The organism is Mesorhizobium sp. M0768, assembly GCF_040320195.1.
Lineage (GTDB): Bacteria > Pseudomonadota > Alphaproteobacteria > Rhizobiales > Rhizobiaceae > Mesorhizobium.
The window spans coordinates 13,452-38,643 of the sequence record NZ_JAMYPD010000025.1; the positions used below are offsets into that span (position 1 = coordinate 13,452).

Here is a 25,192-nt window from a genome sequence, read left to right on the forward strand (position 1 = left end):
TTTGGCGCTTTTTTGCGTGGCGTCCGCTCCGATCTTCCGGAAGGGGAGCTGGCTGCTGTTTTCTGGGCACTCGCTGCGCATCGCCGCTGCGCAACGCCGAACTGGACATCGAGCGGCTACGCGATGAACCGCATGGTCTGCCATTGTGAGGCTCTTGCTTGACACTAATGTCCTCTCCGAGGTGACGAGGCCGAGCCCTGACGCGCGCGTGCTGGAATGGATGGACGGGCTCGATGAAGACCGCTCATTTATCAGCGTTGTGTCGATCGCCGAGATCCGGCGCGGCGCTGTCCTCATGGACAAAGGTCGGAAACGTGACGCACTGGCCGGATGGCTCGCCCGGGACCTGCCGCAGCGCTTCGAGCCGAGAGTCCTGCCCGTGGACGAACTGGTTGCCCTGGCCTGGGGCGACCTGACGGGCCTCGCGAAGCGGCGTGGCCGCGGTCTGTCATCGATGGACGGGCTGATTGCAGCCACCGCGATTTCCTGACCCATCACATGGCGGGGATATTCATGCGCTGACGGCGAAACACCCAGATGTCCCGCACCTACCACGATCAATATGGAAACGCCTCGGTGGCAGCCACGAGGTCGATGTCATTGAAGATGAGATGAAATAGGCGGATCAGCTCTGCTTTTCGCATCCTTGACGCGCGCTTCATGACAGGCCTCGGCCAAGGGCGTCGAGTTTAGCTTCCGGTTGGATGCTTGCCCTCACCTGTGGCTATGCTTACGGCCATCCCGATCGAGAAAAGCATCGAACGCGGCAGCGACAGCGCGAACTACAAAGCGATGCTCCCGCCGTACGCGGACAAAACCGTTTTCGAAGTCCACTATCCCGTCCTCGGCCAGCATCGCCAAGCGTTCAGCTGAATCGAGAAGACGGATCGGATCAGATCCGTGGGCGGCACAGATTGCCTGCACATCGGCCTCGAGATCGCACATTAGTCGCTCGATAATTGCGGCTCGCACGCGGTCGTCGTCGGTGAGGCGATAGCCCTTTGACGTCGCCAGACGGCCAGCTGCGATGTGCTGGATGTAGGAATCCCGTGTAACTTCGTTTTGGACGTACCCCTCGCCGACGCGGCCGATAGCCGACGCGCCGAAACCGATCAGGGTTCTGGAGGTGGTGGCCGAGTAGCCCAGCGAGTTACGCCGCAGGCGACCCGTTTTCTGTGCCAGCGCGAGCTCGTCGTCCGGCAAGGCGAAATGGTCGAGCCCGATCTCGCGGTAGCCGGCGGCAATCAGCGTCGCGGCCACGGCCGCATACTGTTCGGCGCGGGCAGCGCTGCCCGGAAGAACTGCCTCCTCGATGAGGCGCTGATTCTTTACAAGCGACGGGATGTGCGCATAGCCGAACACCGCAAGCCGGTCGGGGCGCATTGCGACCGCCGCCCTCGCGGTCTCGACGCAGGACTGCACCGTTTGATGCGGGAGACCGAAGATGAGGTCGAAGTTGATGCGGCTTACTCCATGCCGGCGCAGCATTTCCACGGCAGCCGACGTCTGCGCCTCACTCTGAACCCGGTTGATTGCTTTTTGAACAATGGGATCGAAGCTCTGCACGCCGAGACTTACACGGTTCACGCCGGCTGCTCCTAAGGCCTCGGCCATCTCGGCCGTGAACGTGCGCGGATCAATCTCGACGGCAACCGTAGCTGTTTTCGTGAGAGCGAAGCGGCCTCGCAGGAACTCCATCAGAGCCAGGAACTCGGCTGGTCCTATGAGAGACGGCGTTCCGCCGCCGAAATGCATGTCGCTCACGGGCAGCGTCTGCGGCGCTCGCTCCGAGACCAAACGGATCTCGTCACGCAGGGCCGCCAGATAGTTGAGGATCGGCGCATCATGGCGGGTGATGGTGGTGGGGAAGCCACAATACCAGCAAGCTGATCGGCAGAACGGAACGTGGAAATAGAGCGACACCGGATCGTCAGCCGGCAGGTTCCTGAGCCATTCCTCATAAGCCTCGGCGCCGACCGCCCCAGAGAACTCCGACACAGTCGGATAGATAGTGTACCAAGGCAGGCCGGCCTCGCGATATTTTGTGGTCTGCAACAGTTACCGTCCCATGCTGATAACCACCAACCTTACCGCTGCGCTCGCCTGTGTCTTTGCGCTATGTCAGTCCGTTCCGCTTTGGTCTCGAAACTTGTATTTCTCAGCAATAGCGGCCGTTCAGTCTTGGCTGGACGTCAGCGACTGGCCATGGCTGTTCCCGCCGCGACCCTCACGCGCACCGTTTGGTTCCACCATCCCTTCCCTTCAGCCTGCGCCTGGTCGAGTAGATTCTGCTGAGCGCGGCTGCCGCATCCAACGAGATAACACGGCGTTGGGACCAGACTTTGCTCGCCAGCTAGCGCAGCCCCATAGTGATCTCTGGCATCTCGATGAGCTCGTTGTGTGAATTGCTGGCAAGAAGCATTAGCTGTGGCGCGCCGTCTATCAGGACGAGAGGCTGCTCGACGCGACCGTCAGGTCGGCCGCAATGCCAAGGCCGGCGCGCCTACTGACTCCGTGGTGGAGGCAAGGCTGCGCGTTCAGCGCGTGATTACCGATCATCGCGCTCGCCAAAATGACGGCGTCGTACCGAGCGGTGCCGCCGCATGATGTCTGAACGTCGGGGCTCACAGCAAACAAAGCTGTCGCGATTGAACGAAACTGTCGCGAAGCGAACAGACGAACCGTAGCGGAAACGTTTGCCGTTCGTGCTTGGGTTGATCCGCAAGGCAAAAAGGAAGGAAGAGCGAACCAAGGTCCGCCGGCACACTTGAGCTTCAAGCCGCAGCTGCGTGGTCAGGATGGCACGTCATTTGCAGTAGAAGCCTTTGTGACGGCCCGCCCACAACTAGCGGAGATGACGGGGATGATTTGTACAGAAATGTTGGATGGCGTCGTTTCGGCGATTATTATATTTGTAATAACAATCGCATATTTGTAACAATAACACCCAATCATATTCTCAATTTCTGATGAATATCTGGCGTGACGAGCGCATCAAAACTGCTCAAATTCAACTCAATGCGCATCGTTATCGACTGTTTCCTTAGCAATAGTTCATCACTGACGTCCATTCCTTTTACTCTTTGAACGGAGATCAACAATGAACATTAGGAGCCTCCTCCTCGGCTCAACTGCGGCACTGATTGCCGTTTCCGACGCTCGCGCCGTGACCGCCGTTGCCGAGCCTGACCCGACTGAGTACGTTAAAGTCTGCGACGTCTACGGCTCGGGCTACGTCTACATTTCAGGCACTGAGACCTGCGTGCGCATCGGCGGCTATGTCCGTTACGACGTCGGCTTGGGCCATGTCGGATTGGTTGATCACGCAAGAACCTCGGATGTGAGGACTGGTGAGGATCAGGGCACATGGCAAAACAACACGCGCTTCACATTGAAAACTTGGACCGGCCAGGAGACCGAACTCGGCACGTTGAAGACCTACACCGAAACCCGCATGAACTTCGGCAACCGCGGCGCTTCGGTTTCGGACAGTTCTCGGCCCTATGCCTTCAACGGAGACAGCACTTTGAATTTCGCCTGGATTCAGCTTGGTGGCCTCCGAGTTGGTAAGGACTGGTCGGCCTTCGACATGTTTATTGGCGGCGCGGGTGACGTACTCAACCAGACGCCGGTTCCGTACGGCCCTTTCGATACCAATGTGGTTCAGTATTACTTCGACGTCGGGAACGGCTTTTCGGCCGTGGTTTCGCTCGAAGAAGGCTCGGGCGTGGTCGGCACAATCGACAGCTACGCTCCGCACGTAGTCGGCGGCTTGAAATACACACATGGCTGGGGCGCGATCACCGGCGTTGCCGCTTACGATAGCAACTACGAATCGGTGGCCGCCAAGGTCCGTGTCGACATCAATGTCACCAACAAACTGTTGCTGTTCGGAATGTTCGGCTACGGTTCCAGGGGCAAGCTGAACGACGACTCCACGAACGCGATCGACGCTCATGGTCGCGGCTTCTATAAGATTTGGGGCGGGAACTGGGCTTTCTGGGCTGGCGCCGCTTACGAGCTCAACGAGACAACTTCGTTCAAGCTTCAGCTCTCCGGTGATCAGCTCAAGAACCATGGTGTCGCTGCAAACGTCGCTTATGCGTTTCTTCCAGATCTCACAGTTACGGCGGAACTCGACTATGGCCGATACGGTAACTTCGCCGTCGGCAAGCTGGACGCTTCCAACGTGAATTGGACCAACGCCAACAAGAAGAGCAGTGTCGGCGGAATCCTGCGTTTCGAACGCTCATTCTAACGGATGAAAGGGTTGAGCTCCGAGATCCGGTTGAGCGGACCAATCCCGCAACACTCCAAGAGAACGTCGCATGGAACCTCACGAGATTGGAGCCTCGATCTCGGGGCCGGACGATGTTTCATATCAGATCTGGTCCGGATGATCGCGCAGGCGATATTCATCGCTGTGTTTTGATCTGCAGCTCTTTCATTTCCTCATCCCTTCCGCCCGCTTGACGGACCCTGCCATCCAGCAGTACCCGGCCAGGTTTCAGGTCCGAACTTGAAGGCCCAGTCGGGTCAGGACGTGTTCGACTTGTTGAGCGATTGTGGGGGTGCGGCCCGACGCACTTGAAAATCGCAAATGGATCGCCTCCGTTCAGCCATCCCCGCGGAAATTCGGGCGCGAGAGAACAAGCTCCAGAGCATAAGCGAGGCTGATCGAGGAACAGACGATTCTCAGGCGACGCTCCATCCGATCTTGCGCCTGGCCGAGACGATCGCCCGACGATCACCGGCGCGGGCCGAATGCGCTTGACGAGATAGTTCCGGCCCGCTCAATTTGAGGCATTCACCAGGGGAGTCCCGGCAAGGGGCTGAGATACTGCTGGCTTTCGCGGCGCAGTGACCCGTTGAACCTGATCCAGTTCATACTGGCGTAGGGACGGTGCAAGCGCTTTGCGGGAGTTTACGCCCGAGGTGCTGTTTCGGCAGGTCGACAGAAGCGACTTTTCATCCTCCCGGCACAGAACTGGGTTTCCAATGCAACGAGCAAAGGAGCCTCAACATGAATGCCCTCAGCCCCGCCGTCTCGACGGGACCGCTGCCTGCCTCACGGAAAATCCATAGGTCCGGCGTCCTCTATCCGCACATCAAAGTGCCGATGCGCGAAATCTCCGTCCACCCGACGGCCGGCGAACCGCCCGTCACCGTCTACGATCCGTCCGGCCCCTATACCGACCCGACTGTCGAAACCAGCATCGACAAGGGCTTTGCCCGGCTTCGCCACGAGTGGATCTTGGCGCGCGGCGATGTCGAGGCCTATGAAGGCCGCCATGTCCGGCCGGAAGATAATGGATTCGCAGCGGGCGAACGCCTGACGCCGGAATTTCCCGTGCGCAACCGGCCGCTCAGGGCCAGGTCGGGCAAGGCAGTGACCCAGCTTGCGTATGCGCGCACCGGCATCATCACCCCCGAAATGGAATTCGTCGCCATCCGCGAGAACCTCGGCCGCGAGATCCTTCGAGGCAAGCTGCAGCGCGACGGCGAAAGCTTCGGCGCAGCCATTCCCGATTTCGTCACGCCGGAATTCGTCCGAGAAGAGGGAGCTGGGTCTCGGCCCATCCGGGTAACGATCCTTCGCGCGGCTACGGAAACGATCGCACTTGCCGATTATCGCATAAAAAACTTGTTATCGCACGACTTAAAAAACTTGCAACTCCACAGCATCATTGACTTGTCGCCTATCAGCACTATATACTTGTAATCGCACAGCTCTAAAAAAGTTGCAAAGGCACGGCCATGGCCAAGCCCCATGAAAAACTCGCTGTATCACTGGCCGTCCTCAAAGAGCTGCAGGAGGGTGGGCGGCGCATATTCAAATCAGATGAGCTGACCCGCGTCCACCGGGAGCGGCTGCTGCAGAACGGGTTCCTGCGCGATGTTATCAAAGGCTGGCTCATGTCGACCGGCCCGCAGGCACAGCAGCAAGACACCACCCCCTGGTACGCGAGCTTCTGGGAGTTCTGCTCCCTTTACTGCAATGATCGGTTCGGCAAGGACTGGTTCCTGTCACCGGAGCAGTCGCTGCTTCTGCACGCGGAAGCGCCCACTATTCCGCCTCAGGTGGTGGTGAACACCCCCAAAGGCACGAATAACAAAATCGACCTGCTGTTCGGCACTTCGCTCTATGACCTCAAGGTCAAGGAGATGCCGGCCGAACTGACAGAGAAAAACGGCCAGCGCGTGTTCACTGTCGAGGCCGCCCTTACCCGGGTGCCGGAAGCGTTCTTCCAGCGCGCCCCTATCGAGATGCAGATCGCCATGGCGTCGGTGCGCGACGTATCAACCGTTCTGGCCCTGCTGCTTGATGGCGGCCATTCCGCCGTGGCGGGACGGCTTGCGGGGGCCTTCCGTCGCGTAGGACGCGACTCCTTTGCCGATGAAATCGTGGCCGCCTTCAAAGCCGCCGGCTATGACGTGCGCGAATCCGATCCGTTCGCGGGACAAATTGGAGTGACAACCATTGCGGCGGGCGTACCGCCGTTGGTCGCCCGCCTGCGCGCGATCTGGCAATCGCAGCGCGAAGCCATCATCGAGATATTCCCGAAGGCACCCGGACTGCCGTCCGACAAAGACGCCTATATGAAGTTCGTCGAGGATATCTACGAAAGCGACGCCTACCATTCGCTGTCGATAGAAGGGTACAGCGTCACCCCGGAACTCATCGACCGGGTGCGCGAGGGGAGCTGGAATCCGGAGATTGATGAAGAGGACCGCAAGAACCGGGATGCGCTTGCCGCGCGTGGCTACTACCTCGCATTCCAGAAGGTCAAAGACTCTGTTGCCGCGATCATCAACGGCAAGCCAGCCGGCGCGTTGACGCGGGACACTCACCGGGAGTGGTACCGGGAGCTGTTCGCGCCGTCAGTGACCGCCGGCATCCTCAAAGCCAGCGCGCTTGCGGGATATCGCAATCACCCTGTGTACCTGCGCGGCTCGCAGCACGTGCCGCCGCGTACCGGAGCGGTGGCCGATGGTATGAATGAGCTGTTCGACCTGCTGGAGGCGGAGAAGGAGGCCTCCGTGCGTGCCGTGCTGGGGCATTGGCTTGTGGGCTATGTGCACCCCTATCCGGACGGCAACGGACGGATGGCGCGGTTCCTCATGAACGCGATGCTGGCTTCAGGCGGTTACCCCTGGACAGTCGTCAGAGTCGATGACCGGAAGGCCTACCTCGCAGGGCTGGAGGAGGCGAGCGGCAATATGAATGTGAAAACATTCGCCGCCTTTCTCGCCGAACGGGTGAAGTGGTCTATGGAGAAGGCGGCGTGAGGTCGGTGGTGTGCCATGTTTAACTTGCTTGTCTCGGGCCGCGGCGAGTGGTGGGAAACGCCGCCGTTCACGTCAACCATTGCCCGGTTCAAGGAATATAGCGGCGCCGAGGCCGAGGCTATCGACCTCGCGCGCCCTGAAACATTGCGCCGGCTGGAGGAAATCCCGGCGCTGTTGATGTACGAAGTCGGGGCGGGAGGCCCGCACGCGCGCGTGGTCCGGCACGGCCGCATACGCAATATCGTTCGGCGCGGACACGAACTGGCCTTCACCTTCGAGCCCGATCCGGAACATGCCTTTCTCGACCGGTCAGCGGTGTTGAGAATTGCGGACCGGCTGGGCATTCAACAGTTCGAACAGCACCGTACGCACTGGGCGATCAAGGATGGTGACATTCCGGCCGAGCTGATTGCCACCGGCACCGCTGAACGGGCGCAGCGCACCGTTGCCGTGGTTGCGGCAGAATATGTAGAAGCGCGCCGCGAGGGACGAAGGAGAGAAGCTGCCGAACTGGCCGAAGAACTGGAGGATTTTCCTCCCTCGCTGGAGAAAGCACTGTCGCTCGTGCCGGCGCGTATCCTTCAGCAGCCGACACCCGAATTATACCCGATCCTTGGGATAGAGCCCCGCACGCCCGAAGGCCGCAACGCCGTCGTGGCCGTCGTCGCAAGGGATCACAATGGGCAGGACTTGCCTGCCGACTGGTCTTATTCGCTGGCGTGGTTCCTGGACCTTTTCGGCAGCGCGACGGAAGCGGGGCGCCTTGACGGCGCGCTGGCCGAATGCGCAACGCATATGATCGCGCTCGGCACTGGCGAGGGAGAAGCCGCCGCCCCGGTTGAAGATATCGGCTACGCACTCTGGCGCTGTTCGCGAAGCCCGAAAATTATCGGCGATCTGCGCCGGGAAATTGCGGTCCTGACTGATCGCCTCGTGCGCCGCCAGGAGGGTGGGGGCTACTGGAATGAAACTAGAGAAGGGGTTCCCCGGCCCGGCCTGCGCGCCACGGCCCTTGCGACAGTCGCCCTTCAGCGGCTTGGCGATGACCGCTACCACGACGCAATTCGGAAAGCCGTGTCATGGCTGATCACACAAGTTATTCCTGACACAGGCGCGCTTCCGCGCGACGCGGGCGACGACGATCCCGAGGTCATCGCCACGACACTCGCGATGGAGGCTATTCGCCGGTCTGATTTTGTCGATGACGTGCCCCACGTGCTGGCGGCTGGAGATGCCTGGCTGGTCTCCGGTCAGACCGTGCTGGGAGGCTGGCAGGCAGAGCCGTGGGCAGAGGATTTTGTCGCGGCCTTGGTGCTTGAATATCTCGCGCGCCAAAACGAGATGCTGCCGCAGGTCGATGGCTTTCTCCTGATGGCGCGCGACTTCTTCCGCAAGGCAGAAGAGCTGCAGCTGGAAGGCGGCGCCAATAATCGGCGGCTTGCTGCCATAGCGACCGTGCATGCTGTGGAAATGTTCCTCTATGGGCTGTTTGAGCGGCGGGAAGATTTGGCGCTGTCAGCCTTCCGCGAAAACGGCACTGAGACGCTCGGCCCCCGGGAAGCGCTCGGCGCTCTGCAGGCTGCGTTGCAACGGATCGGGGTGCTGCACGCGCCGCAACGGCTGTCCCACCGCGACAATCTGAGTGCGTTGGTCGGGCGGCGTGACGGGATCATCCATCGCGCTCACGAAATTAGCGAAGCGGAACTCAGAGACGGGATGAAGCATGCCCGGCGCTTTATCGAAAGTATGCCCGGTCGCTGCTCGACTTGAACCTGTTGCAGTGAATGTACGTGATTGAGGGGGATGATGAAAAGAAGCGATATTCCAAAGGATGTTATGGCGGCTATTCCGCAAGGCCGCGGAAGAATATGGGGGCAGCGATGCCCCGGCGACATGGCCCCGGATGTGCTGATGACCGGACGTTACCAGTTCGGCAGCAACGAGCGCCGATGGCGACGACATTCTCGGCGATGCCTACGAATATCTGATGCGCCATTTCGCGACTGAGAGCGGAAAGAGCAAAGGCCAGTTCTACACCCCCGCCGAAGTCAGCCGCATCATGGCGCAGATCATCGGCATTCGGTCCGCCAAGACCAGCGGCGATACCACCGTCTACGACCCGACCTGCGGATCGGGATCGCTGCTGCTGAAAGTGGCCGACGAGGCCGGGATCAATGTCACGCTCTACGGGCAGGAGAAGGATTCGGCCACCAGCGGTCTCGCGCGCATGAACATGATCCTGCACAACACACCCACCGCGATGATCATGCAGGGCAACACCCTCACCGATCCCAAATTCCGCGACGGCGATGCGCTCAAGACCTTTGATTACGTCGTCGCCAATCCGCCCTTCAGCGACAAGCGCTGGAGCACCGGGCTTGACCCGCTTCATGATGAGCATGATCGCTTTAAGTCGTTCGGCGTACCGCCCGCCAAGCAGGGCGATTACGCCTACCTGCTACACATCGTCCGGTCTCTGAAGAGCGCCGGTAAGGGCGCCCGCATTCTGCCGCAGGCGTTCTCTTCCGCGGCAACGCCGAAGCCGAACTCCGGCGCAACCTTGTGCGCAAGGGATACATCATCCACACCTACAAATTCAGCGAGGCGGTGGAGGACGAAGTCGTTCTCGACCTCGTTTATGAAGCACGCGATATCGACCAGCGCCTGGGTTCAGAGGACAAAATTGATCAGTGGTTCGATGCCAAAACCAAGGCCCTGAATGACTGGCAAAGGGATGAGCTAAAAAAGAAATGGGGCACGATGTAAAACGTGCTCAGCTCGCGATCCCGCATGGATCGTGTCGTCAGCGACATCGTCTTCGATTTCAGCGTGAAGCCTCGCCTGTCAAGCGAACGCGGCAACGCAATTCCCGTGGCCTCCAGCATCTACGAAGCCTGCAAGTACTTCGAGCTTTTTCAAAAGACCCCGTTCCGCAACAAGTGCGCCCTGATCACATCGTACAATCCGAATGCGCAGGACATCACAAAGGAAGAGACGGGCGCCAACACCGATATCGACCGGCAGGTCATTTACAACACCTACACCGAGTTGCTGAAGGGCGTTGAGGCCATGGGCGGTTTGTCCAAAACCGAGGTGTACGAGGAGGCGGCCAAGGCTCTTTTCACCAAGGAGCCGGCGAACATGAAGCTGCTGGTGGTCGTCGACAAGCTGCTCACAGCTTTCGATGCGCCACCCTGCACCTATGTCTACATAGACACGTCCATGCAGGACCACGGCCTGTTCCAAGCGATTTGCCGGACCAATCGGCTTGACGGCGAGGACAAGGATTTCGGTTATATCGTCGCCTACAAGGGCCTGTGCGAGAAAGGTTGAGAATGCGATTGCGGTCTATACGTCGGAACTTGATCATTCCGACGACGGGCCGGCTCCGGATGTGCTGCTAAAGGACCGTCTGAAAAAGGAAAAGAACGTCTCGATCAAGCCCTGGAACGCATTGTCCTGCTTTGCGAGCGTGTGGAGCCGCCGAAAGGAGAACTGGAATACATCCACTTTTTCTGCGGCAACACCGAAATCGCGTCAGACCTTAAAGAGCGCGAACCTCAGCGCGCGGCCCTGTACAAGGCAACCGCAGGGCTGCTGCGGGCGTATGCTAATATCGCGGATGAAATGGATGCCGCAGGCTACAACAACGCCCACGTTGCCCGCATCAAGAAACAGGTCGAGCATTACCTGAATGCGCGGGACACTGTGCGTCTGGCCAGCAACGAAAGCCTCGATCTGAAGGGCTACGAGGCTGATATGCGGCACTTGATCGACACATATTTCAAAGCCGATGAGCCCCGCAAAATCTCACCATTCGACGGCATGAGCCTCCTTGAGCTCAGCTCGTTTGGGAGGACGTGCTGGACGATAGGGTCACCATTCCCCGCAAAATCAAGCAGTCCAGCGAGCGTAAAATCCAGGATCAAGCTGACCGCACATGGAATCTTCTCACTACGCTTTACTACACGGGAACAGGCCGTATCCCTTGGCGCCGGAAGAAGATCGGATTGAAAGGGAACCTTCTTTGTCATCTTTGCATCACGGTCAGTCTGCTCGAGATTGACCGCTGCAAACCGGGAGCACGAGCGGGCTGGGCAAACGTTGCAACAGATCCTTCAAGGAAATTCATAGACTCTTAGCAACTCCGGTTCGCTGTGAATGGTAGGCTTATTGCAACGTCTGAGGTCAGTGGGGTCCAAACCGTGGCGCCGCTTATTCTCCGACCCGCCGAACTGCGGGCAATTTCGGCTAAAGGCAATGGCAAGAAGAGCGCCCATCTTGTTTGTTCGACACAGCCATATCGGCTCAAAACAGTATCTTCACGGCCACCGACATGGTCCGGTCGGTGGACAATCAACCATATAATTTGGTTCGAAAGCCGCAACATCTGTGGAGAACGCGAAATGACAAATTCAGTAGGACGAGTGCCCAGGCTTTCCAAGTGGCTTGGTCCTGACCAATGCTGACACTGGTCAGTCGCCTACGGACGGCAGCGCATTTAGATCGCCTTCGAATCCTAGGTCTTTGCGCGCACGCGGACCTAACTGTCTGCCAGCTAGCGGAGATTCTGGGTCTGCGTCGTGAGCACGTTGTACGACACGTCCGGCTGCTGGCCAGAGCCGACTTTCTTTACTGCAACGAACAACGCCCGTGGTGCTCGTACCATCTCAAAGCAGCAGGTAAGGACGGCGGGCTGGTTCAGTTGTTGGTTGATCTCCTGCCCCACGGCGATGGCTATCACAAACGAGACCTTCAACGGCTCGAAGCGACACAAGACGCGCCGTCGAAGGGGATCGCATGCTTGACCGTGAAATAGATCCAATTGGAGCGCGAAACCACCATGGACAACTCCGCCGACGGCGCCATCGCGCCGCCCGACACTTGCGGACGGTCTCGCTTGGCGGCCTCTGGCCCACGCGCTTCTGGACCGAGGTTATGACCTGGTCACCGGGGGCACTGACAATCACATGCTGATCCTTGATCTTCGCGATCGACCACTATCAGGCAAGGCCTATGCCGAGCGGTTAGCGAAGGCAGGCATCATTACGAACTTTAAATGGTGCCTGGCGACCCGCGGGATCCGGCGGTCACAAGCGGAATTCGCTTGGGGTCGCCACCAGTGACGTCCATGGGCATGCGCGATGTGGAAATGGTGCAAATTGCTGGCTTCATTGACTGCGTCCTCCGGCGGCCTGATGACGAAGATCTCCATGCCTGCGTGCGAAGAGACGTTGCCGATTTGTGCGCTGCGTTCGAGGTCCCGGGCATCACCAACAGGTGGGCTAAGCAAAATGCCCCATACAACTCCAACACCCGAAACGAGGCATTTCATGGCTAGGCAGTTCGTGTTCTCTTCCGAATCGGTTGGCGCGGGACACCCGGATAAGTTGGCCGACAACATCTCGGATGCCATCCTCGATGCCATCCTCCGCACCGATCCCAAGGCGCGCGTCGCCTGTGAAGCGTTGGTAAAATCAGGGATAGTCGTTCTGGCTGGCGAGATTACCAGCGATGCGCGGGTGGATTATAGCCAAGTTGCGCGCGATACGATTCTCGATATTGGATACGACGATGAGGCCGTCGGCTTTGACGGCCGGCGTTGCTCCGTCGTTCATGCACTCACCGAGCAATCGCCCGACATTAGCCAGGGCGTTGACGAGGGACGAGGGCAGGACCTCCAGCAGGGAGCGGGAGATCAGGGCCTCATGTTCGGCTACGCATGCCGCGAAACCGATACCTTGATGCCTTTGCCGATCCAGCTCGCTCATCGCTTGACGAAACGACAGGCAGATGTCCGGAAAGCACGACAGCTTGGCTGGTTGCGTCCTGACATGAAATCCCAAGTCTCAGTGCGCTATGAGGGGTTGCGCCCGGTCGCCCTGGATACCATCGTCGTATCGACCCAACATGACGAGCAGGTCTCGCAAGAGACGGTCCGCGAGGGCGTCATTGAGGAAATCATAAAGCCTGTCCTGCCGACCCACCTGGAGACGGAAGGCATCAGAATTCTGGTCAACCCGACGGGGAGGTTCGTAGTCGGCGGGCCGCGCGGCGACTGCGGTCTCACTGGACGCAAGATCATCGTCGATTCGTATGGTGGGATGGGTCGTCACGGCGGCGGCGCTTTTTCGGGCAAGGACCCGTCCAAGGTTGACCGCTCAGCTGCCTATGCGGCCCGGTATGTCGCAAAGAATATCGTCGCTAGCGGACTTGCGGACGTCTGCGAGGTGCAGCTTGCTTACGCAATCGGCGTGGCCAGTCCGGTTTCTGTCATGGTCAACACGTTCGGGACAGCGAGGGTTGAGGAAAGAAGGATCGAGCGCCTCATTCTTGAGTTGTTTGATCTCAGACCGAAGGGCATTATCAAGATGCTTGATCTCTTACGCCCTATATACCGCAAGACCGCGACCTATGGCCATTTCGGCCGTGAAGAGCCTGACTTCACCTGGGAGAAGACAGACAGGGCCGACGAATTGCGTCGCGAGGCAGGACTTGCCGCCCCGTGAGGGGCTGGCGCCGAACGGATTGGCAAGCGGAAAGCCCATTCCCACTGGCCAGACCCGCCCGCGGCCGGCATGCCAGAAAGCCGGTGGGTATTTTGGCGGAGACATGAATTATGCCGGACTATGACGTGCTTTGTATCGGAAATGCCATCGTCGACATCATCGCCCAGTGCGACGAGGCGTTCCTGGAGACCAACGGCATCATCAAGGGCGCGATGAACCTGATCGACACAAGGCGCGCCGAACTGCTCTACAGCCGCATGGGCCCGGCGATCGAAGCCTCGGGCGGCAGCGCCGGCAACACGGCGGCGGGCGTCGCCTCCTTCGGCGGTCGCGCCGCCTTCTTCGGCAAGGTCTCCAACGACGCGCTCGGCGAGATTTACGCGCACGACATCCACGCGCAGGGCGTCGCCTTCGACACAAAACCGCTCGACGGCGAACCACCGACGGCGCGCTCGATGATCTTCGTCACGCCGGACGGCGAGCGCTCGATGAACACCTATCTCGGCGCCTGCATCGAACTCGGCCCGGAGGACGTCGAGGCCGACAAGGCCTCGGGCGCGGCGGTCACCTATTTCGAGGGCTATCTGTGGGACCCGCCGCGCGCCAAGGAGGCGATCCGGCAGACGGCGAAGCTCGCCCATGCCGCCGGGCGCGAAGTGTCGATGACATTGTCGGACTCGTTCTGCGTCGACCGCTACCGCGACGAATTCCTCGATCTGATGCGCTCCGGCACCGTCGACATCGTCTTTGCCAACAGCCACGAGATCAAGTCGCTCTACCAGACCGCTTCATTCGACGAGGCACTGGCCCAGATCCGCAAGGATTGCAAGATCGCCGCCGTCACCCGCTCGGAAAAGGGCTCGGTGATCGTGCGCGGCGACGAGACCGTGACCATCAATGCCACCAGGATCCGCGAGCTGGTCGACACCACAGGCGCCGGCGACCTCTACGCTGCCGGCTTCCTCTACGGCTACACGCAAGGCCGCAGCCTCAAGGATTGCGGCGATCTCGGCTCGCTGGCAGCCGGGCTGGTCATCCAGCAGATCGGCCCAAGGCCACGGCAGAATCTGCGCCGCGAGGCCGAGCAGGTGGGATTGCTGTAGGTGGCGAGCCAAGAACCAGCTGCCCAGCCTCCTTAATCCAGCCCGAGCCTTTTCTTCAGTTCCGCATTCTCCTTGCGGAGACGATCGGCAAGCAGGCTCTTTAGCCGCTTGTTTTCTTCCTCGAGCGCGACGAGATCCTTCAGCGCGTCACTGTCCGCCGCCGGCGCCGCCGCCTTCTTCCAAAGATAATATGTCTGTTCCGAGATGCCGGCTTGCTTCACCGCGCTCTTGAGAGTAGCGCCGCCGCCGATCGAGGTCTCGATCTGCGCCAGCTTCTGGGCACGATCCTTCGCGGAGTAGCTCTTTCGGCCTGTTCGCGATGACGGCGGTGCTTCAGTGGTCGCGGATATCGGCTTGGCGCCCTCCTTGCGGGCAGGCGCGCTCGCCTCAGCTTCTGGCTTCCTCGACCGCCGCGCTCTCGTCTTCGGTTTTGGCGTTTCCGCTTTGTCTGCCGGTGCGCTAGGAACTACTGCTGACTCGGTTTCCAGGGGATTGGCCATGAAATGCTCCACTCGCGGTTTTTGCAAAGGTTCAGCATCAAGGGCCACTACAGTAGAGTCAACAAGCTGACGATTTAACGGCTCGACTTCCTTTGTTGTCTCGGCCATCGCCGCGGCGATGTCGAAATTGCCCCAGATGGAACGTGCGGATTTTTGATAATTGCGCTTTTGTTTGACTTCCACGGTGAATGGTCGCGTCTGCCGCCTCATAGTTCCTTCCTGAATAGGAGAATGAAGTCGCCGCTCGAATTTTTGGCGCTTGCTGCTTAGCGCGGAGCATTATCGTATAGCCGCTCAACGGGCAAGTGATGCCGGTCTTCGATGGCTGACCCATCTGGGGAGATTTGAGCGGCTTCGCGCGTCCTGCGCATGCCTGTAAGAGCCTGACTCGAAACTCGACGCACGACGTGGAGCTGCCATGCGGCGAAGCATGAGGCGGATCGAGGCGATGAAGATCCATGCCTCGGCGCTGGCGATGGTCGCCTCGAAGTCTTTGGCGAGCCGGCGACAACGTCCCAGCCAGGCGAAAGTTCGCTCGAGGACCCATCGTCGTGGCAGCACCTCAAAGCCCTTGGCCGCGTCGGAGCGCTTGATGATTTCGATGGTCCATGTGCCGAGATTGGCCAGTGCCTGCGACAGTTTTTCTCCGGCATAGCCGCCGTCGGCGAACAGATGCCGCAACCAGGGAGAAAGCCGTCGAATGGAGGCGATGACGCCGACTGCCTTCCTGGATGTCGGCCGTGTGCACCGTCAGCCCGACCAAGTGTCCCTCGGTGGCAGTAATGATATGGCGCTTGCGGCCTTTGACCTTCTTGCCGACGTCGTAACCACGCAAACCGGCAACGTCCGTGGTCTTTGCCGATTGGCTGTCGATGACACCGGCGCTCGGGCTCGCCTCGCGACCAAGCGCCAGGCGTGCCGCAGCCACCAAGTGGAAGTTGATGGTCTTCCACAGCCCGTTGTCCCGCCAGGCATAGAAATAGCGTTGAACCGTCGAGACCGGCGGGAACCGATCCGGCAATGCCCGCCATTGGCAGCCGGTCCAGGCGATGTAGAGGAGCACGTCCACGACCGCTCGAAGTTCTGTCGTCCGCGGTCGTCCCGTTGTCTTCGTTCCCGGCAGGAACGGCTCGAGCAACGCCCATTCCCTGTCCGTCAACGCGTTTGCATCTCGCTGCCCCGCGCGGCAATATCGCCGGCGGGTGGTCTCCGTCCAACCCTTGTCGTTATCCCGTTCAAGTCTAGACAACTCAAGCGAATCACAACGGACGGGGCCACTCAACCGCTTCCACCCCCAAAACCGAGTTTCGGGTCAGGCTCTAAGGGCAAACACCATGCCATTGTGGGTGGTGGTTTGCGTGGCGAGACACGCCTGGTAAGGACCCTCGTGGTTCCGGTACGGCCCCTGAATATCGTGGTCGCAATTGGGGTGGTAATGGTTTGGCGGGATTTGCTGACGCGAGAAAACGGTGTCGCTGCCGCCGCCGCAAACCTTCCTCGATGAAATCGCCGCCACTGCAGCCCTTTTCGCCTGCTTCACACCAATTACAGGCGTAGGTTTCAGGATTCACGCCGTTTTTGCCGGTGGCGCAATACGGCGTCGGAAAATTACCCACATTGAACTGACCTTGAACATCGGCAAAGGCGATGCAGGCCTTCTTCCCTGTCTTGAACCAGCAACTGATCGCGTGCAGTCATCCGGATAAGCCGCCCCGCCGGAGGCCAAGCTGACTTGGTGACACACGAACGCATTATTGTCTTCCGGTCTGGCGGCAACAGTATCAGCAGGACGGCAAAGCTGACCGGCTGCAGCGAAGCGCAGGTGAAGCGCGCTGGGCTCGACATCAGAAGGAAAGCGGGAAGCAGGAAATGTTGTCGCAAAAGTTGAGTTCTGCGAGGTGCAAAAGTCAGTTGCAAATCGTCGCGACAGAGGCTCGGCAGCTCCCCGAAGTAGCCATTTCAGATTGCTTGCAGGTGCGGATAAAGTCCTTTATGCATCGGCACATGATCAAGTCCGCGCTCATCGCTGCAATCTATTATGCGACGCTTCCATAAGGAGCGGCGCGTTTCGATCATGCCTTGAAACAAGCCGCCGTCAGGCGGCTTTGTTCATTGAGAGGACCCCCAGGCGGCAATACCAGGAGGATTCCCTATGGCACTTCCCGATTTATCAACCGGTCATTCCAAACCATATTCGGCGGCTTTGAAGACGCTCATTGAGCGCGGCTATGTAAATCAAGGGACCGACCTGCCGGGTGTCGATGCCGCCTTTGAAGCAGGCATCGTACCCGCTTACGCTGGTTTCGATGCGACGGCTGACAGTCTTCATGTCGGCCATCTTCTTCTGATCATGGCGCTTCGTCATCTTCAGCAGACTGGCCATAAACCCATCGTTCTCATTGGGGGTGGGACCACCCGCATCGGCGATCCCAGCTTCCGTTCGGACGCGCGGCCGATGCTGACGGACGAGCGGATCGCCGCCAACATTGAAGGGATCAGAAAGGTCTTTGGCCGTCTCCTTGTCTTCGGAGACGGCCCGACGGATGCCGTGATGGTGAACAATGCCGACTGGCTGGACAGCATTCGTTGGATCGACATGCTGAGAGACGTCGGCAGGCATTTCTCCGTCAATCGGATGCTCTCTTTCGACAGTGTGAAGTCGCGGCTGGAAAAGCAGGAGAATCTGAGCTTCTTAGAATTCAACTACATGATCCTCCAAGCGTTCGACTTCCTTGAGCTAACCCGCCGGACCGGTTGCCGTTTGCAGATGGGTGGAGCCGACCAGTGGGGGAACATCATCAATGGCATCGACTTGATACGGCGGACGGATGGAAAGGAAGTGTTCGGAGTGACTACGCCGCTTCTGAAGACTCCTTCAGGTGTCAAGATGGGTAAGACGGCTGCCGGAGCTGTGTGGCTCAACGAAGATCGCCTTTCGCCATACGATTACTGGCAATTCTGGCGTAACACGGAAGACGCTGATGTCGTTCGGTTTCTGAAGCTTTTCACCGATCTGCCGATGAACGAGATTGAGCGATTTGGACAGGCTGAAGGAACCGAGCTAAACGCCGTCAAAGAACGTCTCGCCAACGAAGCTACGGCCCTGGCACATGGAACTAACGCCGCCAAACAGGCGGAGGCCACGGCTAGCCAAGCATTTGGGCAGGGCGAAGCCGCAGAGGGGCTACCGACGCTTCATCTAAATGACGCCGAGGGGTTGGCCGGAGTAGCCCTTGTGGATTTGCTGGTACGCGCCGGATTGACCTCCTCCAAAGGGGAAGCGCGAAGGGCGATCTCGGGACGAGGTGTGCGGATCAACGGCAACGTTGTCGAGGTTGATAGAATGATATCTTCCCAAGACCTCCCGATCCGGCTTTCGCTCGGCCTGAAGCGCCACACTGTTGTAAAGTAGGGTTTCAGCAAATGCTGTCGCAGAAATTCTGCCCGCTTAGCGGATATTGCAGACATTCGCGTCGAGTTCCCTGAGGAATGTCGAGAGACACTCCTCAGGGGGTAGTTAAGGCCGCCAAGTTTTCTGGGTTAGCAGGCGCGCCACTGTGGCAGCTTGGCTTGTATGGCGAGGCCATGGTTGAGTGAGGCGAACCAAATCCGGCCCCGCGGTCGATCCCGAAGCTTCCCACAATTGCGAAGAGAACATCTTCACTGGTTCCTTTTCAGCACAAGACCTTCCGTTCGCTATGGTCGGCTGCACTCATTTCGAACCTTGGCACCCTAGTGGAAGGTGCGGCGGCAGCTTGGCTGATGACGAGCATCGCCACCTCCCATGGAATGGTGGCGCTCGTCCAGTCATCGACCACCCTCCCCTACATGATCTTCTCGCTCGCGGCGGGAGCGCTCGCGGACAAGTTTGACCGTCGCCGGATCATGTTGACTGCGCAACTGCTGATGGTCTGCGTATCCGCCTTCCTGGCGTTCCTGACCTATGCGGGGAATGACACCCTGGACCCTTCTGGGTCTCACCTTCCTAATCGGCTGTGGTTGGGCATTGCACGATCCCTCTTGGCAAGCCTCCATGGGAGATATCCTGCCTCGCGAACACCTGCCAAGCGGGGTTGCGCTCAACGGCATGAGCTACAATCTCATGCGCAGCATCGGGCCGGCGATTGGCGGCATAATCGTGGCCACAGCCGGTGCGGCCTTCGCGTTCCTCTTCAACGTCCTTTGCTACTTCGCTCTGATCGCTGCGCTGTTGCGATGCAAAGCCGAACTGGCACGACAAGCGCTGCCGCGGGAGGCTTTCGGCAGTGCGATGGCGGCGGGCTTCCGTTACGTGCTCTTGTCGCCGAACCTTCTCAAGGTGATGTGCCGGAGCTTTTCGGCCTCACCGCCGTTGTCATTTTGGCTCTCCTGCCGTTGGTCGCTCGCGAACAGATCAAAGGGACCGCAGTCACCTACGGCGTGATGCTCGGCTTCTTCGGCCTGGGAGCGATTTGCGGCGCGCTCCTCATCGGGCGGGTCCGAGAAGTTCTCTCCAACGAATGGGTCATTCGCGGTGCGTTCTTTGTATTGGCGATCAGCTGCTTCTTTCGGGCATGGAGCGAGCACGTTGGGCTGAGCTGTCTCAACCTCATGCCAGCCGGTGCGGCCTGGATTCAATCATTCTCGCTGTTTAACGTCACAGTGCAGCTTTCGGCGCCGCGGTGGGTGGTTGGACGCGCCCTCTCTCTATCAGACGGCCACATACGGCGGCATGGCGGCGGGAAGCTGGCTTTGGGGCGAACTGGCGGATGTCCAAGGTGTTTCGGGAGCCTTGCTCGTCCGCCAGCTGGTTCTTGTCATTGGGGGACTGATGGGCATCCTTCTGCGTCAGCCGGATTTTGAAACGCTCAATCTGGATCCGACCAACAAGTTCAGCGAACCGACGCTGCATCTTGACCTGCGGCCACGAAGCGGTCCGATCATGGTGATGGTCGACTATCGTGTCGATCAGAGAGATCCAGACTCGCCCACAATAATTATCTGAATTTCAGCAGTAATTTTTGATCGCCCATTCGTGCTGTGTACCAGCCCTGTGTCTTGCGCAAGTGGTCACGAACGGCTGCCGGAGCCTCGAAGACGCCCTAAAAACACATGCTGCGATTTTTGAACACGCTTGACGATTAGATTAATTCATCCACAATGCGTGTGTTGAACACGCGAGGTGAGTTATGAACATGAAAGAGCTTAGGGTTCGACTGGGCATGACTCAAAAAGATTTGGCAGAGCAGATGGCAACGACGCAACAGACTGTGGCCCGTTGGGAAACAGGCAAAACGCAGTTGAACGTCGAGCAGATCAAGGACCTTTGTCTCACGTTGAAATGCACGGTCGAGGAGCTGCTGGGCTGGAAGATTGATGTCGAGGAGTGGCGCACGAGCCCGTTTGCAATTGCCGATGCCGAAACGCGATACGGCACGCTCAGAATCAAGACGACTGTTGGCAGCCGCCAATATCCTATCGATGAAAAGGCGCGTGAATCGATTTTACGTCAGTTGAAGGAACTTCATAATCTTCGTAGAAATAACACAAGCAGGCCATGGCTGTATTGTTGGAGCCTTGACAACAAAATACTCTTGTTAAATCCGCAATATGTCCGCTCCATTGAGCTTATCGGTGACGATGTAGAGGAGATGCCAGAGTATTATCATCCAGAAATCTATCGGGCTTTGGATGACTGGGATAAAGGTGAGGTTTCAGGAAAGCTGAAGAAAGAATGCGATGCCATCATCGCAGAGATGGGTGATCAGGAAGCCGTGCGCATGGCCTCCTATGTTCGCGTCACATATGACGACGGAGAAGATGAGTGGAACTTCTTGGATGAAGAAACCGCTACGACTTTCTTCGGATTGGAAGCTGCGACCTTTGACGTTCCCCAGTGTAGTTTCGCCGAAGTGGAGGAAGAAGGTTACTACCGAGCGCGATACGCCAACCTTGATCGCGTCGCGGTGATGGAGGTTCCAAGCGACCGTTATCACAGATTGACCGCGCCCGAGGAAGCTTAGAACCATCCACGAAGGGCGCATGTTACATCTCGACCTTGCGTGGTGCGTTTTCAGTACGAGATGACGTTAAGCGTAGATAGTGGCAAGTAAGAGTGCTCGACCAGAAGCTCAACTGCCTCCTCAATATCGCTGCCGATGTGCCGCAGGACACGTCCACGGGAGCGTGGATAGGCGTAAAGTTCCTGCACTCCACGGTCCGCTCTCCCATCGCCGGTGTGTGCCCGACGCCATCTTGTGGACGAGCTTGGCCGCCTGCACCCGGTTGTATTCCGGCTTGCGGTCCGCCGCGATGGCTATCTCCATGTCAATCGGCGCCGAACTTTGACTGCCCGCTGCTTTTGATGAATTTGGCGAGGTCCCGCGCATAATCACTCTTGGTCTTCTCCTTGAGGCCCTGTGTCGCGAACTTGTCGTCCAGCAGGGCAAACAGGTCCAAGTCCCCTTCCGCCTGTGGCGCTGGCTTGCCCTCACCGCCCTCGGCTTCCCAATTGAGGACCGCTTCTGCGCGCTGCACCGTGGCGATTGTCCGCCCAAGACGCATCACAAGATCGAACGCCAAACCGTGCGCGTGCACGACGATTTGCCGCTCAGGCCTCATTTGGACAGGACTTGAGCTGGCCCGGTGGTTTGAGCCGGGTTACCTTGAGCCGGTGGGCTGCGAACAAGCAGTTTTAGACATTGGCCTCGATCACTTCGCAACACGCCGCTGCGCCTGGCCTCGGTGTGCTCTCCCCGAAATCGTTGTGTCATATCACCGAGGGCATCACGGCCAACAGCTTCCACATGGGCAACAGCCTCGCCATTGAGCCGAATATGGTCGCGAGCAGATCACCAACGAAGCGGTCGGAACCTCGGAGCCGAAGTTCGACGCCGAGGTGGCGTTCGCATGATGCGGGAAGCAGCACCAAGGCGCTTGCCGGTATGTTTGCGGCCGAAAGCCGACGAACTCCTATCCTCCTGGACAAGGGCGCCGTGCGTCATTGCTTTGATTTACCGGCCGCTCAAGGCTTCCACAGTTTTCGCTTTCGAGGCGACCTTTGGGAAACACGCCAACGGGAATTTAACATAACGACATAAACATTTCTTTATGCGGTATTGACAAAGAAGCGAACTGCTGTGATTGTCTCCCGTGTCGTGGTTCTCCGTACGGCGCTGCCGCAGCGGAGCTAAGAGGGAAGCCGGTGCGATGCCGGCGCTGCCCCCGCAACTGTTAGCGGCGAGCCAACCCCACTCATGTCACTGAGGCGAATAGCCTTGGGAAGACGGGTAGCTGGCTATGACCCCGCGAGCCAGGAGACCTGCCACGGCGAATTACGTCCACAGGCGGGGTGTCTCGGTGGCCGCCGCAGCCTGGCGTTCGTGCCGGCCTGCTAGCGCCTTCCTTGTCACCGACGCCCCAACCATCGGGGTATGGCATGACTGTCTCTCATCAAATTCCTGTAGCAACGCTCGGCGTGCCGCGCTTCGGTCGTCGGCGAGAACTGAAATTCGCGCTTGAAAGTTACTGGTCCGGAAAATCTTCCGCCGCCGACCTTCTCACGACGGCGAAGGCGCTCCGTGCCGCTAGCTGGGAGGAGCAGCACGATCGCGGCGTGTCGAAAATCCCGTCGAACGACTTCTCGCTATACGACCATGTGCTCGACACCGCAGCCATGGTCGGCGCCGTTCCATCCCGTTACGGCTGGAATAGCGGCGAGGTCCCACTTGACATCTACTTCGCAATGGCGCGCGGCAACCAGGGTCAGACGGAGGATTGTCGACACGCTGGTCACCAGCAGGCGGCTCATCGGTCTGATGTAACCGCGATGGAAATGACCAAGTGGTTTGACACCAACTATCACTACATTGTGCCGGAACTCAACGATGATCAGACGTTCGCCCTCTCGTCGACGAAACCGGTCGATTACTTCATCGAGGCTAAAGCTCTCGGCGTTCACACACGCCCAGTCATCCTTGGACCGATCACCTTCCTCAAGCTGGCGAAATCGCCTGCCGAAGGATTCGATCCCATCGCGCTCCTGCCGCGGCTGCTGCCCGTCTACGAGCAACTCCTGCAGAGGCTGAAGCTGTCTGGAGCCGACTGGGTGCAGATCGATGAGCCAGCGCTTGTCCTCGATCTGAACCCGAACGAACGAGCTGCGTTCGAATTCGCCTATGGCCAGCTGTCGAAAGCCGCGCCCGAGCTGAAGATCATGCTGGCTACCTATTTCGGGCCGCTGGGAGACAATCTCGAAACCGCGGTTTCTCTGCCCCTGGCCGGGCTGCATATTGATCTCGTGCGCGCTCCCGAGCAGCTGGAAACGGTGGGTCGGCTCGCACCGAAGGATCTGGTGCTCTCGCTTGGCTTGATCGATGGCCGCAACGTCTGGCGTGCGAACCTGCCCGCCATTCTCGACCGCATCAAACCGATCGTCGCCGGCTGGCCCTTGGACCGCGTCGAGATCGCGCCTTCTTGCTCGATGCTGCATGTGCCGATCGACCTCCGCATGGAGACGGAACTCGACGCGGACATCAGGTCGTGGCTCGCCTTCGCGGCCCAGAAGACCGACGAGTTGGTGTTGCTTGCCCGGGCCCTGTCCCAAGGCAGGGATGCGGTGGCAGGCGCGTTGAAAGCGTCTGCCGAGGCTGCCGCCACTCGCGTAACATCCACGAAGATCCATGACCCGCTGGTTGAGGGGCGGATCGCCAGCATTGACGACAGCATGAAGCGACGAGAGAGCGCTTTTGCCGAGCGCTCCAGAGTCCAAGCCGGCACGCTCGGGCTGCCGCCGTTCCCGACGACGACCATCGGGTCCTTCCCGCAGACGCCGCAGGTACGCAGGGCGCGGGCCGCTCATGCGAAGGGCCAGCTGAGCTATATCGACTACGAGACCTTCCTGAAGAAGGAGATCGAGGCTGCAATTCGCTGGCAGGAAGAGATCGGGCTGGACGTGCTGGTGCACGGTGAGTTCGAACGAAACGACATGGTACAGCATTTCGGCGAGCAGCTGTCCGGCTTCGCCTTCACCCAGCATGCCTGGGTGCAGAGCTATGGGTCGCGTTACGTGCGCCCCCCCATCATCTTCGGCGACGTATCGAGGCCCAAGCCGATGACGCTGCGCTGGTGGCAATTCGCCCAGTCGCTTACGGAAAACCCTGTGAAGGGAATGCTCACAGGCCCGGTGACCATTCTCAACTGGTCTTTTGTTCGCGACGACGTACCCCGCTCCGAAGCATGCCGCCAGATCGCGCTCGCCATCCGCGACGAGGTGACGGATCTCGAATGGTCCGGCGCAAGGGTGATCCAGATCGATGAGGCCGCGTTTCGCGAAGGATTGCCACTGCGCCAGTCTGACTGGAAAGACTATCTCGACTGGGCTGTCGAATGCTTCCGGATCGCTTCAACGGGTGTAAAGGACGCGACTCAAATCCATACCCACATGTGCTACTCGGAGTTCAACGAGATCATCGACGCGATCGCTGAAATGGATGCGGATGTCATTTCGATTGAGACGTCGCGCTCGAAGATGGAACTGCTGGACGCCTTCACGAGCTCCAAATATCCGAACGAAATCGGTCCCGGAGTCTACGACATTCACTCACCACGCGTCCCGGAAGTCGGCGAGATTTCGGATCTCGTCATGCTTGCCCGCGAGCGACTGTCGGATTCCCAACTGTGGGTAAACCCGGACTGTGGCCTCAAAACACGCAAATGGGAGGAGGTCCGCCCTGCCCTCATGAACATGGTCGATGCAGCACGTGCGCTCCGGTAGAAAGTGTAGGCCGGAGGGTTTCCTGGTTGCTCACCA

15 protein-coding genes, 6 pseudogenes and 2 riboswitches are annotated in these 25,192 nt (G+C 59.2%); of the genes and pseudogenes, 17 read left to right on the plus strand and 4 right to left on the minus strand.

Going from position 1 to position 25,192, the window contains the following annotated elements:
- Positions 1–145 precede the first annotated feature (145 nt).
- A pseudogene (locus NKI08_RS25745) lies at positions 146–487 on the plus strand (PIN domain-containing protein); the annotation flags it as partial.
- Positions 488–714: 227 nt separating this feature from the next.
- Here the strand turns inward: NKI08_RS25745 and hemN are convergent.
- Positions 715–2,055, minus strand: coding sequence for an oxygen-independent coproporphyrinogen III oxidase (gene hemN, locus NKI08_RS25750; RefSeq protein ID WP_352773146.1), 1,341 nt, complete (start codon positions 2,053–2,055; stop codon positions 715–717).
- A 1,045-nt stretch (positions 2,056–3,100) separates the two neighbouring features.
- Here hemN and NKI08_RS25755 point away from each other — a divergent pair.
- From NKI08_RS25755 to NKI08_RS25805, 11 genes and pseudogenes are all read left to right on the plus strand, one after another.
- Positions 3,101–4,258, plus strand: coding sequence for a porin (locus tag NKI08_RS25755; protein WP_352773149.1), 1,158 nt, complete (start codon positions 3,101–3,103; stop codon positions 4,256–4,258).
- A 544-nt stretch (positions 4,259–4,802) separates the two neighbouring features.
- Positions 4,803–4,919, plus strand: a riboswitch (TPP riboswitch).
- 104 nt (positions 4,920–5,023) lie between these two features.
- Positions 5,024–5,581: pseudogene (locus tag NKI08_RS25760) on the plus strand (phosphomethylpyrimidine synthase ThiC); the annotation flags it as partial.
- 176 nt (positions 5,582–5,757) lie between these two features.
- Positions 5,758–7,290 carry a Fic family protein gene (locus NKI08_RS25765; protein ID WP_352773152.1) on the plus strand — a complete coding sequence of 511 codons (1,533 nt, stop codon included), beginning with the start codon at positions 5,758–5,760 and terminating at the stop codon, positions 7,288–7,290.
- 15 nt (positions 7,291–7,305) lie between these two features.
- Complete coding sequence (locus NKI08_RS25770; protein WP_352773155.1) at positions 7,306–9,060, plus strand: prenyltransferase/squalene oxidase repeat-containing protein; 1,755 nt, start codon at positions 7,306–7,308, stop codon at positions 9,058–9,060.
- Positions 9,061–9,277: 217 nt separating this feature from the next.
- A pseudogene (locus NKI08_RS25775) lies at positions 9,278–9,748 on the plus strand (HsdM family class I SAM-dependent methyltransferase); the annotation flags it as partial.
- 149 nt (positions 9,749–9,897) lie between these two features.
- Positions 9,898–10,056, plus strand: coding sequence for a hypothetical protein (locus NKI08_RS25780; protein ID WP_352773157.1), 159 nt, complete (start codon positions 9,898–9,900; stop codon positions 10,054–10,056).
- 24 nt (positions 10,057–10,080) lie between these two features.
- The gene (locus NKI08_RS25785) at positions 10,081–10,623 is read left to right on the plus strand and encodes a type I restriction enzyme subunit R domain-containing protein (RefSeq protein WP_352773160.1); all 543 of its coding nucleotides are present in this window, start codon (positions 10,081–10,083) and stop codon (positions 10,621–10,623) included.
- A gap of 141 nt (positions 10,624–10,764) precedes the next feature.
- Positions 10,765–11,304 (plus strand): hypothetical protein, encoded by a 540-nt coding sequence (locus NKI08_RS25790; protein WP_352773163.1) that lies wholly within the window; start codon positions 10,765–10,767, stop codon positions 11,302–11,304.
- An 890-nt stretch (positions 11,305–12,194) separates the two neighbouring features.
- Positions 12,195–12,571: pseudogene (gene glyA, locus NKI08_RS25795) on the plus strand (serine hydroxymethyltransferase); the annotation flags it as partial.
- 52 nt (positions 12,572–12,623) lie between these two features.
- Positions 12,624–13,799: a methionine adenosyltransferase gene (metK, locus tag NKI08_RS25800; RefSeq protein ID WP_352452623.1), complete on the plus strand. Its 1,176-nt coding sequence runs from the start codon at positions 12,624–12,626 to the stop codon at positions 13,797–13,799.
- 110 nt (positions 13,800–13,909) lie between these two features.
- Positions 13,910–14,902 (plus strand): adenosine kinase, encoded by a 993-nt coding sequence (locus tag NKI08_RS25805; RefSeq protein ID WP_352773167.1) that lies wholly within the window; start codon positions 13,910–13,912, stop codon positions 14,900–14,902.
- A 32-nt stretch (positions 14,903–14,934) separates the two neighbouring features.
- Here the strand turns inward: NKI08_RS25805 and NKI08_RS25810 are convergent, their stop codons facing one another.
- Together NKI08_RS25810 and NKI08_RS25815 are read right to left on the minus strand one after the other, a co-directional pair.
- Positions 14,935–15,612 (minus strand): transposase, encoded by a 678-nt coding sequence (locus NKI08_RS25810; RefSeq protein WP_352474791.1) that lies wholly within the window; start codon positions 15,610–15,612, stop codon positions 14,935–14,937.
- A 204-nt stretch (positions 15,613–15,816) separates the two neighbouring features.
- A pseudogene (locus NKI08_RS25815) lies at positions 15,817–16,651 on the minus strand (IS5 family transposase); the annotation flags it as partial.
- Between the two features lie 220 nt (positions 16,652–16,871).
- Here NKI08_RS25815 and NKI08_RS25820 point away from each other — a divergent pair.
- From NKI08_RS25820 to NKI08_RS25835, 4 genes and pseudogenes are all read left to right on the plus strand, one after another.
- The gene (locus NKI08_RS25820; RefSeq protein ID WP_352496314.1) at positions 16,872–17,108 is read left to right on the plus strand and encodes a hypothetical protein; all 237 of its coding nucleotides are present in this window, start codon (positions 16,872–16,874) and stop codon (positions 17,106–17,108) included.
- Positions 17,109–17,554: 446 nt separating this feature from the next.
- A complete protein-coding gene (gene tyrS / locus NKI08_RS25825; RefSeq protein ID WP_352773171.1) occupies positions 17,555–18,814 on the plus strand; it encodes a tyrosine--tRNA ligase in 1,260 nt (419 codons plus the stop codon).
- A gap of 230 nt (positions 18,815–19,044) precedes the next feature.
- Positions 19,045–20,359: pseudogene (locus tag NKI08_RS25830) on the plus strand (MFS transporter); the annotation flags it as partial.
- A gap of 211 nt (positions 20,360–20,570) precedes the next feature.
- Positions 20,571–21,404 carry a helix-turn-helix transcriptional regulator gene (locus NKI08_RS25835; protein ID WP_352773174.1) on the plus strand — a complete coding sequence of 278 codons (834 nt, stop codon included), beginning with the start codon at positions 20,571–20,573 and terminating at the stop codon, positions 21,402–21,404.
- A 304-nt stretch (positions 21,405–21,708) separates the two neighbouring features.
- Here NKI08_RS25835 and NKI08_RS25840 read toward each other — a convergent pair whose 3' ends face one another.
- Positions 21,709–21,963 carry a hypothetical protein gene (locus NKI08_RS25840; RefSeq protein WP_352773176.1) on the minus strand — a complete coding sequence of 85 codons (255 nt, stop codon included), beginning with the start codon at positions 21,961–21,963 and terminating at the stop codon, positions 21,709–21,711.
- Between the two features lie 559 nt (positions 21,964–22,522).
- Positions 22,523–22,724, plus strand: a riboswitch (cobalamin riboswitch).
- Positions 22,725–22,819: 95 nt separating this feature from the next.
- Here NKI08_RS25840 and metE point away from each other — a divergent pair.
- Positions 22,820–25,156 (plus strand): 5-methyltetrahydropteroyltriglutamate--homocysteine S-methyltransferase, encoded by a 2,337-nt coding sequence (gene metE, locus NKI08_RS25845; protein WP_352773178.1) that lies wholly within the window; start codon positions 22,820–22,822, stop codon positions 25,154–25,156.
- Positions 25,157–25,192 lie beyond the last annotated feature (36 nt).

Excerpts from the sequence above, each read along its gene's own strand:
- NKI08_RS25755 (WP_352773149.1), top strand. The coding sequence starts at position 3,101 with ATGAACATTAGGAGCCTCCTCCTCGGCTCAACTGCGGCACTGATTGCC.
- NKI08_RS25765 (WP_352773152.1), top strand. The coding sequence starts at position 5,758 with ATGGCCAAGCCCCATGAAAAACTCGCTGTATCACTGGCCGTCCTCAAA.
- NKI08_RS25770 (WP_352773155.1), top strand. The coding sequence starts at position 7,306 with ATGTTTAACTTGCTTGTCTCGGGCCGCGGCGAGTGGTGGGAAACGCCG.
- NKI08_RS25785 (WP_352773160.1), top strand. The coding sequence starts at position 10,081 with ATGGATCGTGTCGTCAGCGACATCGTCTTCGATTTCAGCGTGAAGCCT.
- metK (WP_352452623.1), top strand. The coding sequence starts at position 12,624 with ATGGCTAGGCAGTTCGTGTTCTCTTCCGAATCGGTTGGCGCGGGACAC.
- NKI08_RS25805 (WP_352773167.1), top strand. The coding sequence starts at position 13,910 with ATGCCGGACTATGACGTGCTTTGTATCGGAAATGCCATCGTCGACATC.
- NKI08_RS25810 (WP_352474791.1), bottom strand. The coding sequence starts at position 15,612 with ATGAGGCGGCAGACGCGACCATTCACCGTGGAAGTCAAACAAAAGCGC.
- tyrS (WP_352773171.1), top strand. The coding sequence starts at position 17,555 with ATGGCACTTCCCGATTTATCAACCGGTCATTCCAAACCATATTCGGCG.
- NKI08_RS25835 (WP_352773174.1), top strand. The coding sequence starts at position 20,571 with ATGAACATGAAAGAGCTTAGGGTTCGACTGGGCATGACTCAAAAAGAT.
- metE (WP_352773178.1), top strand. The coding sequence starts at position 22,820 with ATGACTGTCTCTCATCAAATTCCTGTAGCAACGCTCGGCGTGCCGCGC.